Below are 17,437 nucleotides of genomic sequence, written 5' to 3' on the forward strand. Positions count from 1 at the left end.
AGATGAATTTTTCTCAATTCTTTATCTCGCGGCCGATCTTCGCAGCGGTACTTTCGCTGCTGATCCTGATCGCCGGTGCTATCTCGCTGTTCCAGTTGCCGATCAGTGAATACCCGGAAGTGGTGCCGCCGACCGTGGTCGTGCGTGCCAACTTCCCTGGCGCCAACCCGAAAGTGATCGGTGAAACCGTGGCAGCTCCCCTGGAGCAGGCCATCACCGGCGTCGAGAACATGCTGTACATGTCCTCGCAGGCCACTTCCGACGGCAAGCTGACCCTGACCATCACCTTCGCCCTGGGTACCAACCTGGACACCGCGCAGGTACAGGTACAGAACCGTGTTACCCGCACCGAGCCGAAACTGCCGGAAGAAGTGACCCGTATCGGTATCACCGTGGACAAGGCATCGCCCGACCTGACCATGGTGGTCCACCTGACCTCCCCTGATCAGCGTTACGACATGCTGTACCTGTCCAACTACGCGGTACTCAACATCAAGGATGAGCTGGCTCGTCTCGGTGGTGTGGGTGACGTGCAGTTGTTCGGTATGGGTGACTACTCCCTGCGTGTCTGGCTGGACCCGAACAAAACCGCTTCGCGCAATATCACGGCCACCGACGTGGTCAACGCCATTCGCGAGCAGAACCGCCAGGTAGCCGCCGGTCAACTGGGCGCCCCGCCCTCGCCGAGCGCCACCAGCTTCCAGATGTCGATCAACACTCAGGGCCGTCTGGTCACTGAAGAAGAGTTCGAAAACGTCATCGTTCGCGCAGGCGACAATGGCGAAATCACTCGTGTCAGAGACATTGCCCGGGTCGAGTTGGGCTCCAGCCAGTACGCCCTGCGTTCCTTGCTGAACAACCAGCCGGCCGTAGCGATCCCGATCTTCCAGCGCCCAGGCTCCAACGCCATCGACATTTCCAACGAAGTGCGCGGCGAAATGGAACTGCTGAAGAAAAGCTTCCCTGAAGGCATGGACTACAGCATCGTCTACGACCCAACCATCTTCGTGCGCGGTTCCATCGAGGCAGTGGTGCACACCTTGTTCGAAGCGCTGATCCTGGTGGTATTGGTCGTCATCCTGTTCCTGCAGACCTGGCGTGCCTCGATCATCCCGCTGGTTGCCGTACCGGTGTCGCTGATCGGTACCTTCGCCGTGATGCACCTGTTTGGCTTCTCGCTCAACGCCCTGTCGCTGTTCGGCCTGGTACTGGCCATCGGCATCGTGGTGGACGACGCCATCGTGGTGGTGGAGAACGTCGAGCGTAATATCGAACTCGGTCATGAACCGTTCGAAGCCACCAAGATCGCCATGCGTGAAGTGACCGGCCCGATCATCGCCACGGCCCTGGTGCTCTGTGCGGTATTCGTCCCGGCGGCCTTCATCTCCGGCCTGACCGGTCAGTTCTACAAGCAGTTCGCCCTGACCATCGCCATTTCGACGGTGATCTCGGCCTTCAACTCCCTGACCCTGTCCCCTGCCCTGGCAGCGGTATTGCTCAAGGCCCACGGCGCGCCGAAGGACGGCTTCTCCAGGTTCCTCGACAAGCTGTTGGGTGGCTGGCTGTTCCGTCCGTTCAACCGCTTCTTCGTCAAGGCCAGTAACGGCTACGTCAACTCGGTTGGCCGGGTCATCCGCTTCAGCGCCATCGCCGTCGTGGTGTATCTGGGCCTGATCGTCATGACCTGGCTGGGTTTCACCACCACGCCAACCGGCTTCGTACCGCCGCAGGACAAACAGTATCTGGTTGCCTTCGCGCAACTGCCGGATGCCGCCAGCCTGGACCGTACCGAAGACGTGATCAAACGCATGTCCGAGATCGCCCTCAAGCAGCCGGGCGTGGAAGCGGCGGTGGCCTTCCCCGGCCTGTCGATCAACGGTTTCACCAACAGCCCGAACTCCGGCATCGTCTTCGTGACCTTGAAGCCGTTCGAGGAGCGCAAGCTCGCCAGTGAATCAGCCGGCGCCATTGCCGGTCAGCTCAACGGCAAGTACGCGGCGATCCAGGAAGCCTACATGGCGATCTTCCCACCGCCGCCGGTACAGGGCCTGGGCACCATTGGCGGCTTCCGCCTGCAGATCGAAGACCGTGGCAACCTGGGTTACGACGAGCTGTATAAAGAAACGATGAACATCATCGGCAAGAGCCGCAGCGTGCCGGAACTGGCTGCCCTGTTCACCAGTTACACCGTGAACGTGCCGCAAGTCGACGCCGCCATCGACCGTGAAAAAGCCAAGACCCTGGGCGTGCCGATCAGCGACATCTTCGACACCCTGCAGGTCTACCTGGGCTCGCTGTATGCCAACGACTTCAACCGTTTCGGTCGCACCTATCAGGTCAATATCCAGGCTGAACAACAGTTCCGTCAGGAAGCCGACCAGATTGGCCAGCTGAAAGTGCGCAACAACCGGGGCGAGATGATCCCTCTGGCGACACTGCTCAAGGTCACCGATACCTCCGGCCCTGACCGCGTCATGCACTACAACGGCTTCATCACCGCTGAAATCAACGGTGCCGCAGGTCCAGGCTACAGCTCGGGTCAGGCTCAGGCTGCGATGGAGAAACTGCTCAAGCAGGAACTGCCCAACGGCATGACCTACGAGTGGACCGACCTGACCTACCAACAGATCCTGTCGGGCAACACCGCACTGCTGGTCTTCCCGCTCTGCGTACTGCTGGCCTTCCTGGTACTGGCTGCCCTGTATGAAAGCTGGAGCCTGCCACTGGCGGTGATCCTGATCGTACCGATGACCCTGCTGTCGGCCATCGCCGGTGTGATCATTGCCGGTAGCGACAACAACATCTTCACCCAGATCGGCCTGATCGTACTGGTGGGCCTGGCCTGTAAGAACGCGATTCTGATCGTCGAGTTCGCCAAGGACGAGCAAAGCAAGGGCAAGACTCCGCTGGAAGCCGTACTGGAAGCCTGCCGCCTGCGTCTGCGGCCGATCCTGATGACTTCCTTCGCCTTCATCATGGGTGTTGTGCCACTGGTCATGTCCAGCGGTGCCGGTGCTGAAATGCGTCATGCCATGGGTGTAGCGGTGTTCTCCGGGATGCTCGGGGTGACCTTCTTCGGCCTGTTGCTGACCCCGGTGTTCTTTGTCCTGATCCGCAACCACGTCGAACGCAAGGAAGCCCGCAAGGCGGCCAAGGCGCAAAGACTGCAAACCCTGAATCCGGAGGCGCATTAATGAGCGCGTTGAAACTCTTCCTCCCGAGCCTGTTGGTTCTGGCGCTGGCGGCCTGTGCCGTCGGCCCGGACTACAAGGCCCCGGACACGGCGCCGGCCAAGGTTGCCGCCGCCGCCCCGGGTAATTTTGACCGCAGTCACGTCGATACCATCTGGTGGCAGCAATTCGACGATCCGACCCTGAACAAGCTGGTTGCCCAGTCGCTCAACGGTAACCGCGAACTGCGCGTGGCCTTCGCCCGCCTGAAAGCAGCCCGGGCCATCCGCGATGACGTCAGCAATGACGCCATGCCGGTGGTCACCAGCCGGGTCAGCAGCGATCAGGGCAAGGGGCAGCAACCCGGCGTGACCGAGCGCCGCGTGCACAGCGAACGTTACGATCTGGGCCTGGACATGGCCTGGGAAGTCGATCTGTTCGGCCGCATCCAGCGCGAGCTGGAAGCCGCCGACGCCGATCAGCAGGTCGCCGAGGCCAACCTGTATCAACTGCAGGTGACCCTCACGGCCGAAGTGGTCGATGCCTATGGCCAACTGCGCGGCGCGCAACTGCGCGAATCCATTGCCCGGGACAACCTGAAAAACCAGCAGGACTCCCGTGGCGTGACCGCGCAACTGCGTGATGCCGGTGTCGGTAACGAACTGGACGTCGTGCGTGCCGATGCCCGCCTCGCTGCCGTCGAAGCCACTGTGCCGCAGCTGCAGGCCGAACAGGTTCGTCAGCGCAACCGTATCGCGACTCTGCTGGGCGAGCGTCCGGAAACCCTGTCGATCGACCTGAGCCCGGCGAAACTGCCGGCCATCTCGAAAAACCTGTCCATCGGTGATCCGACCCAGGTACTGCGTCATCGTCCGGACATCATGTCGGCCGAACGCCAGCTGGCCGCTTCCACCGCACGGATTGGCGTCGCCACCGCCGACCTGTTCCCACGGGTCAGCCTCAGCGGCTTCCTCGGCTTCACCGCCGGGCGTGGCTCGCAGATCGGCTCGTCGGCAGCCAGGGCCTGGACCCTGGGCCCGAGCATCACCTGGGCCGCCTTCGACCTGGGCAGCGTGCGGGCCCGCCTGCGCGGCGCCAACGCCGATGCCGAAGGCTCCCTGGCGAACTACGAGCAGCAAGTGCTGCTGGCCCTTGAAGAGTCGGAAAACGCTTTCAGCGACTACGACAAACGCCAGCAACGTCTGCTCTCGCTGATTCGCCAGAGCGAAGCGAGCCGCTCCGCCGCCAACCTGGCGTCGGTGCAGTATCGCGAAGGTACGGCTGACTTCCTGGTGCTGCTGGATGCCGAGCGCGAGCGCCTGGCCGCCGAAGACTCCCAGGCCTTGGCCGAAATCGACCTGTATCGCGGCATTGTCTCGATCTACAAGGCCCTGGGCGGCGGCTGGTCGCCACAGGCCTGACGTTTACCCCGCTGCAACAGCCCCGCGCCCCCTCAGGGTCGCGGGGCTTTTTTTGTCTGCACAACAGCGGTTGAGCTCGAACTGTTGGGCCGAATTCTGTGATTGCGAATTCCGTGGTTGCGAATTCTGTGGGAGCGAATTCATTCGCGAAGAGGTCAGTACATCCACCGCATCTGCATCGCTTGGAATACCGCTTTCGCGAATGAATTCGCTCCTACAAGATTCGGCTCCCACATTAAGTGGCATTACTACCCAATATTTCCTGTTGTTTGGCCAGTGCCGTTTGACACACGCCGGACACTCCCCGAAGCTGCATGACGTCAAAGATGTGGATACCGGTATGCCCCAACTGCCCTCGCAAGGCTTCCTCGCTGATCCCAAGACCCGTCGCCGGACAATCGTCATCGCACTGGCCGTGCTATTGATCGCGATTGTCCTCGGCCTGTGGTGGGGCCGCAGCCGCCCTGCTCCGGCCATTGTCCAGCCGGTGCTCAGCCATACCTATACCGAGGCGCTGGAAATGGCCCATGGCGGCAAGCCGGGCGCCGCACGAGTGCTCTATCAACAGCTGGCCCGAACAGATCTTTCCGACATTCGCCGCGCCAGCCTGCTCAGCGAGCTGCCCAATTACGCCGGCCCCCAGTCCATGAAGCTGCTCGGCGCCGACCTGCGCCATTCATCGCCCATGATTCGCCAGGCAGCCATCGAGGCCGGGGCACGCCTTACCGACGGTGCCCCACGCAGCCTGCTGCTCGGCCCCTGTCTCGACGACGCCGAGCCAAGCGTGCGTTTCGCCGCAGCACGCGCCCTGCTGGACCTGTCGCCAGATGACCTGGGCTTGTATTACGAGGCGCTGCAAAAGGTTGTCGAACAGAATCAGCAAGCCTTGGCCGCCCAACCACCCAACGGTCAGAGCCTGCTGCAACTGGCCAGACTCTACGTGCATAACGAGGCTTATGCGCAGGCAAACAAGACCTTGCAACAGGCCCTGAGCCTGGAGCCGAACAATGTCCAGGCCGGTATCGCCCTGATCAATCTGGCCGATCGCCAGGGCCAGACCGAGCCGGCCCGCCAGCTCCTGAGCCAGTGGCTGGAACGCCATCCGCAGTCGCCGCAGCTGCAGCATGCGCTGGGGATGTGGCTGCTGCGTCATGGCCAGAACGAATATGCCCTGCTGGCCCTGACCAAGGCGCTGGAACTGGACCCGGAGAACAATGCCTATCGCTATGATCTGGCCGTGGCCCTGCACGATCAGGATCAGCTGGAGGCGGCGCAGAAGCAGCTGGCGGAAATCCTTCAGCGTCAGCCGGCCGACCGCCGTGCCCGGGTGCTGCTCATCGGCTACTGGAAAGAAAACGGCCAGTTACAGAAAGTGCAGGTGTTACTCGCCGAGTTAGAGCAGCAGAACCCCGACGACCCTGCCCTGCAACAGGGACTATAGTGCCAATCTAGAGCACGGCCAGACCCCCTGTTATCAGAAATAACTTACAAGCGACTTCCTCTGACAACACCCTTTTGCGTAGGAAGTCGCGTTCATGTTTTTTATTTCATAAAGCCAATTGCATACAGAGTGTTTTCTAACTCGAAAAAAACGTGCATGATTTACCTGCAACCGATTACAACTACCCCTCTTGAGCTGTTGCGATACTGGAAGTGACCCTTTAGTTTCAGTGACAGGTCAACGCGTATTGATACCCGGGTAGCGAACCAATGAGCGAATCGGCCGGAACTTCTAGTCTTATCGCTTTGCCAGGCTGGTCACAGCCACCCCATTGCCGGAGTATTTTATTTGTCCAGACTTGCCGAATTTCGAGCAGCAGAAAAAGCCCTTCAGGAGCAGCTGGCGCAGCTGGAGTCCTTGAAGAATGACGTCGGGCTGAAGAAGGAAATTGAATTCGAACAGAAGCTCCAGGAGCTGATGAAGAGCTACGACAAGGGTCTGCGCGACATCATCGCTATCCTCGACCCGAATACCGCATCCATCAGCGCTGTAGCGCCAGGCCCGAAACGCCGCCGCGCACGCGTGGTCAAGGTCTATCAGAACCCGCATACCGGCGAGCTGATCGAGACCAAGGGCGGTAATCATCGCGGCTTGAAGTCGTGGAAAGAGCAATACGGCGTCGACACAGTAGATTCCTGGTTGCGTGCCTGATCCCGCGCTGTAATCTGAAAAGCCCTGTTAATTCAGGGCTTTTTATTATCCGTCAAGACCCCTTCCGCGAATCCTCAAATACGTTCAGCAAAGCGACAGCTATACAGCGTCGGCAACCGTATAATTTCGTTCATTTCTTGCAGCTGCAAACTGATACCGCGATCACTCAGACATTTCTTACAACTAAAGTGTTATCTCTTTTTCGCGCAAGCGCTAGAAAAATGACGTCAATAAAGTTCTATCACACTGTTATTAGCAAGCGTTCTTGACAGAACAAAGACGTCTAACTCAGATCCGTAACTCCGCCGAAATAAATACCCGTCGCTTCCAATTAGCTTGTAGGAATCTTCCTTTTAACGAGAGGAATTGGTCTAGACCGGCGTAGTCCTTCACATTTTTTTCACATCAATTCTTACAGGATGAAAGCAGCTAAAGGATTAGCACCCCATGCCCGCTTCGGCGGGCTTCTTTATGCCTGTCGTTTTTACCTGCCCTCCTGACGGCTACTGCCGAGCCTTCCTCTAAGGGTCGACATTCAGACGCAAGCCGTCGCGAATACGCAGCACCTCTTCCTTATTGGCTTCGTAGCCCTGCGCAGAACCTGCGTAGGACAGTGACCAGGCCATTTCCCTGCTGGCTGCGGCAACCAGGGTCTGGGTCATGACATGGCCGCCGTTCTGGGTGATGGTGCAGGTGGTTTCCAACGAGGCAACACCACTGAGGGTGCCGGGCTTCACCTGGGTACAGACGCTCTGGAAGCCGCTGCGGACAAAATTGATCTGCACCGCCTTGCGCATCTCCAGCAGCACGCCCTGGACATTGACCTCATGGCCCGCCTGCAGGCGCGACTGGCTCAACTCTACGACCATTGCCGGATTACCGGCCTGATCCTTTTTCACTGCACGCTGTCTCATTTGCAGCGACGACTGTGCATCGGCTACAGGTAACGACTCCACTTCCCAGTCCGCCGGCCAGACAACCAGGGTGTCGGCGGCGTTGACGGCCCCCGAGGCAAGCGTAATAAACAGGGCCAGGAATGAGTGACGGTATTGCAGGCAGATCATGGTGGGCGCTACCAGAACAAAGAGGCGGAAATTCTGAGCCCCCGCCCTGCCCACAGGCAAGGACTTATATCGATGTACAGGTTTGCACCACCTGTCTTGCGCCGTATCATTCGCCCATCTTTTCACCCTCTCAACGGAGACATCCATGAGCCTGCATGAACTCAACACCTTCCCGGGCGTGACCGCTGAACCTGAAGCCGCCACCCGCCAGTTCGTGTTCAACCACACCATGCTGCGGGTCAAGGACGCCACCGCCTCCCTGGACTTCTACACACGCATCCTGGGCTTCAGCCTGGTGGAAAAGCGTGATTTCCCGGAAGCGGAATTCAGCCTGTATTTCCTCGCCCTGGTCGACAAGGCGCAAATCCCTGCCGATGACGCGGCCCGCACGCAATGGATGAAGTCGATTCCTGGCATCCTCGAACTGACCCACAACCACGGCACGGAAAACGATCCGGCGTTCAGCTACCACGACGGCAACACCGACCCGCGCGGTTTCGGCCATATCTGTATCTCGGTACCGGACGTGCAAAGCGCCTGCGCGCGCTTCGAAGCGCTGAACGTGCCCTTCCAGAAACGCCTGAGCGACGGCCGCATGAAAAGCCTGGCCTTCATCAAGGACCCGGACGGCTACTGGGTAGAGATCATTCAGCCTGCGCCGATGTAACGCCTTACCGACCTCGTGCGAGTAACGTAGGACCGGCTTCAGCCGGGAGGGCGCCCTCGCGGCTAAAGCCGCTCCTACGGTCGATAAACGCCCACAAAAAAACCCTGCCTGTGCAAACATGGCAGGGTTTTTTATGGCTTGCGAAGCGATCAGGACTCTACAGACGACCGGATCAGATGGTCAAAAGCACTCAGCGAAGCCTTGGCACCTTCGCCCAGGGCGATGATGATCTGCTTGTACGGCACGGTGGTCACGTCACCGGCGCCGAACACGCCAGGGATCGAGGTTTCACCGCGGGCATCGACAATGATCTCGCCGCGTGGCGACAGCTCGATGGCGCCCTTGAGCCATTCGGTATTCGGCAACAGGCCGATTTGCACGAAGATACCTTCCAGCGCGACATCAATCACTTCGTCGTTCAGGCGGTTCTTGTAGCGCAGACCGTTGACCTTCTGACCGTCACCGGTGACTTCGGATGTCTGGGCGTTGGTGATCACGGTGACGTTGGGCAGGCTGTTGAGCTTGCGCTGCAACACCGCATCGGCACGCAACTGCACGTCGAACTCCAGCAGGGTCACATGGGAGACGATACCGGCCAGGTCGATGGCTGCTTCGACACCTGAGTTACCGCCACCGATCACCGCCACACGCTTGCCTTTGAACAGCGGGCCGTCACAGTGCGGGCAGTACGCCACGCCCTTGTTGCGGTATTGCTGCTCGCCCGGCACGTTCATTTCGCGCCAGCGGGCACCGGTGGCCAGGATCACGGTGCGGGACTTGAGGGTCGCGCCGTTGGCGAATTTCACGGTGTGCAGCTCGCCTTCCTTGCCGGGAATCAGCTGGGAAGCGCGTTGCAGGTTCATGATGTCGACTTCGTACTGCTTGACGTGTTCTTCAAGCGCCACGGCCAGTTTCGGCCCTTCGGTGTGCTGTACCGAGATGAAGTTCTCGATGGCCATGGTGTCCAGCACCTGGCCGCCAAAACGCTCGGCGGCAACGCCGGTATGGATGCCTTTACGGGCGGCATAGATAGCGGCTGCGGAACCGGCCGGGCCACCACCGATCACCAGTACGTCAAAGGCGGCCTTGGCGTTGAGCTTCTCGGCCTGGCGATCACCGGCACTGGTGTCGATCTTGGCGAGGATTTCTTCCAGGCCCATGCGGCCCTGGCCGAACAGTTCGCCGTTGAGGTAAATGCTCGGCACCGACATGATCTGGCGCTCGGTCACTTCTTCCTGGAACGCGCCGCCTTCGATGGCGACGTGCTGCACATTAGGGTTGAGCACGGCCAGCAAGTTCAGCGCCTGGACCACGTCCGGGCAGTTCTGGCAGGTCAGGGAGAAATAGGTTTCAAATTTGAACTCACCGGTCAGGCCACGGGCCTGAGCGATGGTGTCTTCACTGGCCTTGGACGGGTAGCCGCCAACTTGCAGCAGCGCCAGTACCAGCGAGGTGAATTCGTGACCCATGGGCAGGCCGGCAAAGCGCAGGCTGATGTTTTCGCCTGGGCTGTTCAGAGCAAACGATGGTTTACGGGCATCGTTGCCGTCGGTATTCAGGGTGATCTTGTCGGAACTGCTGACGATTTCGTTGAGCAGCTCGAGGGTTTCGCGAGACTTGGCGCCGTCATCAAGGGACGCGACGATCTCGATGGGGCGAGTAACCCGCTCCAGGTACGATTTCAACTGGGCTTTAAGATTGGCGTCCAACATGCTGCGGCTTCCTTTTACTGGAGTAGAAAAAACAACGCCCAGGCGATTACCGCCCGGGCGTTTTTTGGGGCGATGCGGTTTACGTGCTCAAGAGCTCAGCGCCCCTAGCCGATTCAAACGACTCAGATCTTGCCGACCAGGTCCAGGGACGGAGCCAGAGTGGCCTCGCCTTCCTGCCATTTGGCTGGGCAAACTTCGCCTGGGTGAGCAGCGACGTACTGAGCAGCCTTGATTTTGCGCAGCAGCTCAGAAGCGTCACGGCCAACACCGCCGTCGTTCAGTTCAACGATTTTGATCTGGCCTTCTGGGTTGATCACGAAAGTACCGCGGTCAGCCAGACCTGCTTCTTCGATCAGCACGTCGAAGTTGCGGGAGATGGTCAGGGTTGGGTCGCCGATCATGGTGTACTGGATTTTGCCGATGGCTGGCGAAGTGTTGTGCCAGGCAGCGTGGGCAAAGTGGGTGTCGGTCGACACGCTGTAGATTTCAACGCCCAGCTTCTGGAATGCGTCGTAGTTGTCAGCCAGGTCTTCCAGTTCAGTCGGGCAAACGAAGGTGAAGTCAGCTGGGTAGAAGAACACCACGGACCACTTGCCTTTCAGGTCGGCATCCGAAACGTCGACAAAAGCGCCATTTTTGAAGGCAGTCGCTTTGAACGGTTTTACTTGGCTGTTGATGATAGGCATCGGTGAATCTCCTGATGGGTTGTGAATTCGATGGAGTGAAGCTTACGCACAATCGTCGGCAAGGGCTCATTGGCAAACCTGATGCCGCTGATTGGTTTTCACTATAAGAGATGTTTATTAATAGATGAAATCTTCATATCCGCTGTTGGCGCTGCCAGACCCGTGAAGGGCGTGGCCTCGATGTAGCGCAAAGCCGATTTCATGTCCTTCCAGCCGACATAGCTCATCAGCGACTTGAGATCCCAGCCGTTACGCTGGGCCCAGGTCGCAAAGCCTCGCCGTAGCGAGTGGCTGGTGTACAGCTCGGCGGCAATACCGGCCCGCTCGAGCATCTGACGCAACATGGGGATGATGCTGCTGGCATGCAACCCCTCCTCGCCCAGATTGCCCCAACGGTCGATGCTGCGAAACACCGGGCCATGGCTCAAACCCGCGCAATCAACCCAGTCGATATAGGCCTGCACCGGGCAAAGCCGTTGCAGGGCCGGCGCCTGATAAGTGCGGCCCAGGTTGCCGCGATCGCTCTTGCTGCGCGGCAAGTACAACTCAATCCCCATGCCCGCCCGCGCCTGGACGTGCTCGACTTGCACGCGGCACAGCTCATCACTGCGAAAGCCGCGCCAGAACCCCAGCAGGACCAGCGCTGCATCGCGACGACAGCGCAATAGCGTGCCGCGATCCTGACAGGCAATGGCGCGCACAGCTTCCTGCTCCAGCCGGCCGATCAACTGCTCCAGATCCTGCAACTGCAAGGGCTCGGCCTGTTTTTCCCGGGCCGGATGCAACGCACGAATCCCCTTGAGTACCTGGCGCACCAATGGCGCCTTGGTCGGATCGGCAAAGCCCTGGCTGCTGTGCCATTGCGCCAATGCCGACAGGCGCAGCTTCAGGGTGTTGACCGACAGGGTCGGCGCATAAGCCGCCAGATAGCGCGCCACCGAATCCGCCGTGGCGGGCAGAAAACCGCCCCAGGTCACTTCAAAGTGCTCGATTGCCGCCCGATAGCTGCGCCGCGTGTTGTCGCGGGTGGCCGCGTCGAGATAGCGGTCCAGTTCGCTCATGGACAAAAAATCTCTCCAGATCCAATCGGGTACTTCGTTGGAGCGAGGCGTGCCCGCGAAGGCATTGGTGCTGATAGAACGCTTTCGCGGGCAAGCCTCGCTCCCACAGACCAGAATAATTCATCACACGGGATAATACGCCAATATCCCGTTTGTTATTCAACGAATAAAAGCTTAGATTTAGACGATATCGTAGTATGTATTTACATAGTACGTACCACAGTACGAAATCGTAGGAGCAAGCATGGCACGGGGCGGTGTAAATAAGGCGGTGGTGCACAAAGCGCGGCAGGCGCTACTGGCCCGTGGTGAGCACCCAAGCATCGATGCAGTACGCATCGAAATGGGTAATACCGGCTCGAAAACCACGATTCATCGCTACCTGAAGGAGCTGGACAGCGATCATCCAGGGCACGACAGCCCGCAAATCAGCGTGGATGATGAACTGTTGCAAGTGGTCAGCCATCTCAGCCAGCGCATCCAGGAACAGGGGCAGGCACGCATAGATGAAGCCCTGAGCAGGCTGGAAGCTCGCGAACGCTTGATGCGCGAAGCGGTAGCCCAGGCCGAACGCCAGCTGGAGGAATTGACGACGCAGCACAGCCGCCAGACCGCGGAACTGCAACAGCAAGGCAGCGCCCTCCTCGCCACCAGCAACGCCCTGCATGCCCAACAGACCGAGAATGCTCGCCTTAGCCAAGCCTGCCAGGACCTGGATACACGCCTGCAAGACCGGGACGCACAGATTCGCTCCCTGGAAGAAAAGCACCTGCATGCCCGCGATGCTCTGGAGCACTACCGCAGTGCGGTCAAGGAACAGCGCGAACAGGAGCAACGCCGCCATGAAGGCCAGGTGCAGCAACTGCAGATGGAGCTGCGCCAGGCACAGCAAAGCGCATCGATACGCCAGGATGAAATCACCCAGCTCAATCGCGACAATGAAAGGTTATTGATCGAAGCTCGAAATACCCGCCGCGAGCACGACGAGCTGGGGGATCAGCTGCAGAAGTCTGAGATCAGGATTGGCCAGCTCAGCGAGCGCAGTCAGCAGGCCCACCAACAGTGCGCTTTGATGGAGGTGCGCCTGAGTACCAGCCAGCGGGAAAATGATCAGCTGGGGCAGCAACTTACTGAGCAACGCCAACAGAATCGCCTGCTGGAGCTGTTATTGGCCAAGGCTGAAGTGACCATGGAGAATTTGCGGGTGAGTCAGGTTAACGATACGCCGAAGCCGGAGAGCTAACCCAAAGGTATACGCAACCCGTAGGACCGGCTTTAGCCGGGAGGACGCAAGCCCGGCCGACACACCCTCTACAACCGCGCCCATCGACCAGACTGCCCCATCAGCCCGCCTCAATCATCTGACGCACCCGCTGCGCCAGCTCTTCGACGGTAAACGGCTTGGTCAGCATATCCATGCCCGGCTCGAGGAAATCCCCGCGAACCTGGGCATTGCGCGCATACCCGGTCATGAACAGAACCCGCAGACCAGGCCGGTGCTGCCGGGCGATCTCCGCCAGCTGTCGACCATTGAGCCCCGGCAGGCCGACATCACTGACCAGCAGATCGATACGCTCGCCACTTTGCAGGAGCGGCAACGCGCTTTTGCTGTCAGCCGCCTCCAGTGTCGAATAGCCCAGCTCACGCAACACATCCACCACCAGCATGCGTACGGCGGCTTCATCCTCCACCACCAATACCCGCTCACCCTGAATGGCCCGCGGCGGGCTCAGCAGATCGACAGCTTCCACAGGCCCTTGCCCGGCGTTGAGATGGCGCGGCAGGTATAGATGAATCTGGGTGCCCTGGCTTTCAACGCTATCCAGTTGCACATGGCCGCCGCTTTGATTAATGAAGCCGTAGACCATCGACAGACCCAATCCGGTGCCCTGGCCAATCGGCTTGGTGGTGAAAAACGGATCGAACACCTGCCCGATCACATCCGCCGAGATCCCGCTGCCGGTGTCTTCCACGCTGAGCTGTATGTACTGCCCCGCCGGCAAACCGTCCTGAGCCACGACAATCGTGGCCAAACGACTGCGAATCGACAGTCGCCCGCCATCGGGCATGGCATCCCGGGCATTGATCACCAGATTCAACAAGGCATTTTCCAGCTGATGCTCATCGGTATGGGTCATCGGCAGTTGTGCCGCCAGGTCAATTTTCAGCTCGATGCTTTCACCAATGGTCCGGCGCAGCAGCTCCTCCATGGACACCACCATGCGATTGACATCTACCGGGCCAGCATTGAGCGACTGACGCCGGGCAAACGCCAACAGGCGATGGGTCAGGGCCGCCGCGCGGTTGGCCGAGGTTACGGCAGCATTGATATAGCGATCGATCTCGCCCACCCGCCCCGCCGCCACCCGGCGCTGAATAAGATCCAGGGCACCGAGCACGCCGGTCAGCATATTGTTGAAATCGTGGGCGATGCCGCCAGTCAACTGGCCGATGGCATCCATTTTCTGCGCATGACGCAGCGCCTCTTCGGCCTGTGCCCGTTCAGCCATCTCGACTTGCAGCAGACGGTTGATATCAGCCAGCTCACGGGTGCGTTCGGCAACCCGCAATTCCAGGCTTTCGTTGAGCTCGCGCAGAGCCTCTTCGGCATTGACCTGAGCGGTGATATCCGTGTGCGTGCCGAGCCAGTGGGTGATATGACCCTGCTCATCACGAATCGGCAAGGCCCGGGACAGAAACCAGCAGAAGCGACCATCCTTGCTGCGCAGTGGAAAGGTGTCTTCCCAGATCGAGCCGGTAGCGAAGCAATGCCGCAACCGCGCCATGACCCGCTCGCCATGCTCGGGATGATGCACCGCGCCCCATCCCAGCGCCTGCATGGACTCCATGGTCGCACCGGTATAGTCATACCAGCGGCCGTTGTACCAATGGATATGCCCGGCGGGATCGGCCGTCCAGGCCAGCTGACTCATGTTGTCGGCCAGCGTACGAAACTGTCGCTCGCTCTCCCACAGGGCATCGATCTGACGCATAGGTTCCAAATCTTCACGCTCAACGGGGTGCAATGGCATGCTTGCCGGGGTAATAGCGCTTCTCACGGTGGGTCCATCCTGTCGATCCAGACAACCCGGGTTTCATCCTGAATCCCGGGTAACAGCAATTACGGTGAAGCTCTAGCGGGCTACGGGGCTGCGCATGGTGACGAATTCCTCGGCGGCCGTCGGATGGACGCCAATGGTGTCGTCGAAAATGCGCTTGGTCGCGCCAGCCTTCAGCGCGATGGCCAGACTCTGGACGATCTCGCCGGCATCCGGACCGACCATATGGCAACCCAGCACCACATCGGTCTTGGCATCCACTACCAGTTTCATCAGGGTGCGTTCCTGATTGTCGGTGAGGCTGAGCTTCATCGGCCGGAAACGGCTTTCGAAAATCTGCACCTCATGCCCGGCCTTGATCGCCTCTTCCTCGGTCAACCCGACAGTGCCGATATTGGGCAAGCTGAACACCGCAGTGGGAATGTGCCGGTAATCGACCGGACGATACTGCTCCAGCTTGAACAGGCGACGGGCAATGGCCATGCCCTCGGCCAGGGCCACCGGCGTCAGCTGTACGCCACCAATGACATCACCCAGAGCCAGAATCGATGGCTCGCTGGTCTGGTAGTGCTCATCAACGGCGATGGAGCCATCCTTGTTCAGCTTGATGTCGACGGTTTCCAGGCCGAGGTTATCGAGCATCGGCCGACGACCGGTGGCGTAGAACACCGAGTCGGTTTCCAGCGTGCTGCCATCCTTGAGGGTGACAAGCAGGCTGCCATCTGCCTGCTTGTCGATGCGCTCGACATCGCTATTGAAACGGATGTCCAGGCCATGCTTGACCAGTTCTTCGTGCAGATGCTTACGCACGCTGCCGTCAAAGCCACGCAGGAACAGCTCGCCGCGATACAACTGGGTAACGTGCGCGCCCAGGCCGTTGAAGATCGAGGCAAACTCCACGGCGATATAACCGCCGCCGACCACCACTATGCGCTTGGGCAGCTGCGGCAGGAAAAACGCCTCATTAGAGGTGATGGCGTGTTCGCTACCAGGGAATTGCGGCACCTGCGGCCAGCCACCAGTGGCAATGAGGATATGTTCGGCGCTGTAGGTCTGGCCATTGACCTCAACCTTATTCGGCCCCAGCAGGCGGCCATGGCCTTCGAGCAAGGTCACGCCGCTATTAACCAGCAGATTGCGGTAAATACCGTTGAGTCGCTCGATTTCCTGGTTCTTGTTGGCAATCAGAGTGGCCCAGTCAAACTCGGCCTCCCCTGGTGTCCAGCCGAAACTCTTGGCCTGCTCGAACTCTTCAGCGAAGTGTGCGCCGTAGACCAGCAGCTTCTTGGGTACGCAACCGACGTTGACGCAGGTCCCGCCCAGGTAACGGCTTTCGACTACCGCAACGCGAGCACCAAAGCCCGCAGCAAAACGCGCAGCACGAACGCCCCCGGAACCGGCACCGATAACAAACAAGTCAAAGTCGTAGGCCATTTCTGTCTCCCTAATCAGACGGCTAGCATAACCGTGTAAGACAGAAACGACAAAGCCACCCGAAAGTGGCTTTGCCCTACAACACTATTAATCAGCCGTTAAACATCACGACTAAAATCGTGCTTATTCAAGACCTGCGATGTGATTCACCTTACCGGTCTTGTAAATGTTCTCGAAGCAGAAGTTGGTTGCCTCGATGTAGCCTTCAGCACCACCGCAGTCGAAACGCTGGCCCTTGAATTTGTAAGCCAGCACGTTGCCTTCGGCAGCCTGCTTCATCAGGGCGTCGGTGATCTGGATTTCGCCGCCTTTGCCTGGCTCGGTCTGTTCGATTTTCTCGAAGATATCCGGGGTCAGGATGTAACGGCCGATGATCGCCAAGTTCGACGGTGCATCTTCCGGCTTTGGCTTCTCGACCATGTCGGTGACGCGGAACAGGCCCGGCTTGATTTCTTCGCCGGCAATGACGCCGTACTTGTTGGTTTCCTGCGGATCGACTTCTTGAATGGCGACGATCGAGCAACCGTAGTGCTTGTGCAGCTTGACCATCTGCGCGAGCACACCATCGCCTTCCAGGTTGACGCAAAGGTCATCGGCCAGGACTACAGCGAAAGCTTCGTTGCCGATCAGTGGGCGGCCGCTGAGGATTGCGTGGCCCAGGCCTTTCATTTCAGTCTGGCGAGTGTAGGAAAAGCTGCACTCGTCGATCAGTTTACGGATACCGACCAGGTACTTTTCTTTATCAGTGCCCTTGATCTGGTGTTCCAGCTCGTAGCTGATATCGAAATGGTCTTCCAGTGCACGCTTGCCACGACCCGTCACGATGGAAATTTCAGTCAGTCCAGCAGCAAGGGCTTCTTCCACACCGTATTGGATCAGTGGCTTGTTGACCACCGGCAGCATTTCCTTGGGCATGGCTTTGGTCGCTGGCAAAAAGCGAGTGCCGTAACCGGCTGCAGGGAACAAGCATTTCTTGATCATAAAAGTCCTTGATAAGGGCTGTGGGTGTTA

Annotated in this window: 12 protein-coding genes and 1 pseudogene; 6 read left to right on the top strand and 7 right to left on the bottom strand. The window is 59.3% G+C overall.

Annotated elements, in window-relative coordinates:
* The first annotated feature begins 2 nt into the window (after nucleotides 1-2).
* From M2401_RS12515 to M2401_RS12530, 4 genes are all read left to right on the top strand, one after another.
* Entirely contained in the window at nucleotides 3-3,194 is a 3,192-nt protein-coding gene (locus M2401_RS12515; RefSeq protein WP_259103105.1) for an efflux RND transporter permease subunit, read from the top strand.
* Nucleotides 3,194-4,591, top strand: a complete 1,398-nt coding sequence (locus M2401_RS12520; RefSeq protein WP_259103107.1) for an efflux transporter outer membrane subunit — start codon at nucleotides 3,194-3,196, stop codon at nucleotides 4,589-4,591. The genes M2401_RS12515 and M2401_RS12520 overlap by 1 nt, the downstream gene beginning before the upstream one ends.
* 340 nt (nucleotides 4,592-4,931) lie before the next feature.
* Nucleotides 4,932-6,032 (top strand): tetratricopeptide repeat protein, encoded by a 1,101-nt coding sequence (locus tag M2401_RS12525; protein WP_259103108.1) that lies wholly within the window; start codon nucleotides 4,932-4,934, stop codon nucleotides 6,030-6,032.
* Nucleotides 6,033-6,380: 348 nt separating this feature from the next.
* Nucleotides 6,381-6,743, top strand: coding sequence for a histone-like nucleoid-structuring protein, MvaT/MvaU family (locus M2401_RS12530; RefSeq protein ID WP_259103110.1), 363 nt, complete (start codon nucleotides 6,381-6,383; stop codon nucleotides 6,741-6,743).
* Nucleotides 6,744-7,264: 521 nt separating this feature from the next.
* Here the strand turns inward: M2401_RS12530 and M2401_RS12535 are convergent.
* Nucleotides 7,265-7,807 carry a DUF4946 domain-containing protein gene (locus tag M2401_RS12535; protein ID WP_259103111.1) on the bottom strand — a complete coding sequence of 181 codons (543 nt, stop codon included), beginning with the start codon at nucleotides 7,805-7,807 and terminating at the stop codon, nucleotides 7,265-7,267.
* Nucleotides 7,808-7,952: 145 nt separating this feature from the next.
* Between M2401_RS12535 and gloA the strand changes: the two genes are divergently transcribed.
* A complete protein-coding gene (gene gloA / locus M2401_RS12540; RefSeq protein ID WP_259103117.1) occupies nucleotides 7,953-8,474 on the top strand; it encodes a lactoylglutathione lyase in 522 nt (173 codons plus the stop codon).
* Between the two features lie 149 nt (nucleotides 8,475-8,623).
* On the opposite strand, the gene ahpF is transcribed toward gloA, so the two are convergent.
* From ahpF to M2401_RS12555, 3 genes are all read right to left on the bottom strand, one after another.
* Nucleotides 8,624-10,186: an alkyl hydroperoxide reductase subunit F gene (ahpF, locus tag M2401_RS12545; RefSeq protein ID WP_259103119.1), complete on the bottom strand. Its 1,563-nt coding sequence runs from the start codon at nucleotides 10,184-10,186 to the stop codon at nucleotides 8,624-8,626.
* A 122-nt stretch (nucleotides 10,187-10,308) separates the two neighbouring features.
* Entirely contained in the window at nucleotides 10,309-10,872 is a 564-nt protein-coding gene (gene ahpC / locus M2401_RS12550; RefSeq protein ID WP_259103120.1) for an alkyl hydroperoxide reductase subunit C, read from the bottom strand.
* Between the two features lie 101 nt (nucleotides 10,873-10,973).
* Nucleotides 10,974-11,933: a site-specific integrase gene (locus M2401_RS12555; RefSeq protein WP_259103122.1), complete on the bottom strand. Its 960-nt coding sequence runs from the start codon at nucleotides 11,931-11,933 to the stop codon at nucleotides 10,974-10,976.
* Between the two features lie 244 nt (nucleotides 11,934-12,177).
* Between M2401_RS12555 and M2401_RS12560 the strand changes: the two genes are divergently transcribed.
* The gene (locus tag M2401_RS12560) at nucleotides 12,178-13,176 is read left to right on the top strand and encodes a DNA-binding protein (protein WP_259103123.1); all 999 of its coding nucleotides are present in this window, start codon (nucleotides 12,178-12,180) and stop codon (nucleotides 13,174-13,176) included.
* Between the two features lie 100 nt (nucleotides 13,177-13,276).
* Here the strand turns inward: M2401_RS12560 and M2401_RS12565 are convergent.
* From M2401_RS12565 to galU, 3 genes and pseudogenes are all read right to left on the bottom strand, one after another.
* Nucleotides 13,277-14,932, bottom strand: a pseudogene (locus M2401_RS12565) (ATP-binding protein); the annotation flags it as partial.
* Nucleotides 14,933-15,067: 135 nt separating this feature from the next.
* Nucleotides 15,068-16,426, bottom strand: coding sequence for a glutathione-disulfide reductase (gene gorA / locus M2401_RS12570; protein ID WP_259103125.1), 1,359 nt, complete (start codon nucleotides 16,424-16,426; stop codon nucleotides 15,068-15,070).
* Nucleotides 16,427-16,549: 123 nt separating this feature from the next.
* Nucleotides 16,550-17,407, bottom strand: a complete 858-nt coding sequence (galU, locus tag M2401_RS12575; RefSeq protein ID WP_259103126.1) for a UTP--glucose-1-phosphate uridylyltransferase GalU — start codon at nucleotides 17,405-17,407, stop codon at nucleotides 16,550-16,552.
* Nucleotides 17,408-17,437 lie beyond the last annotated feature (30 nt).

Source organism: Pseudomonas sp. JUb42, assembly GCF_024807945.1.
Taxonomy (GTDB): Bacteria; Pseudomonadota; Gammaproteobacteria; order Pseudomonadales; family Pseudomonadaceae; genus Aquipseudomonas.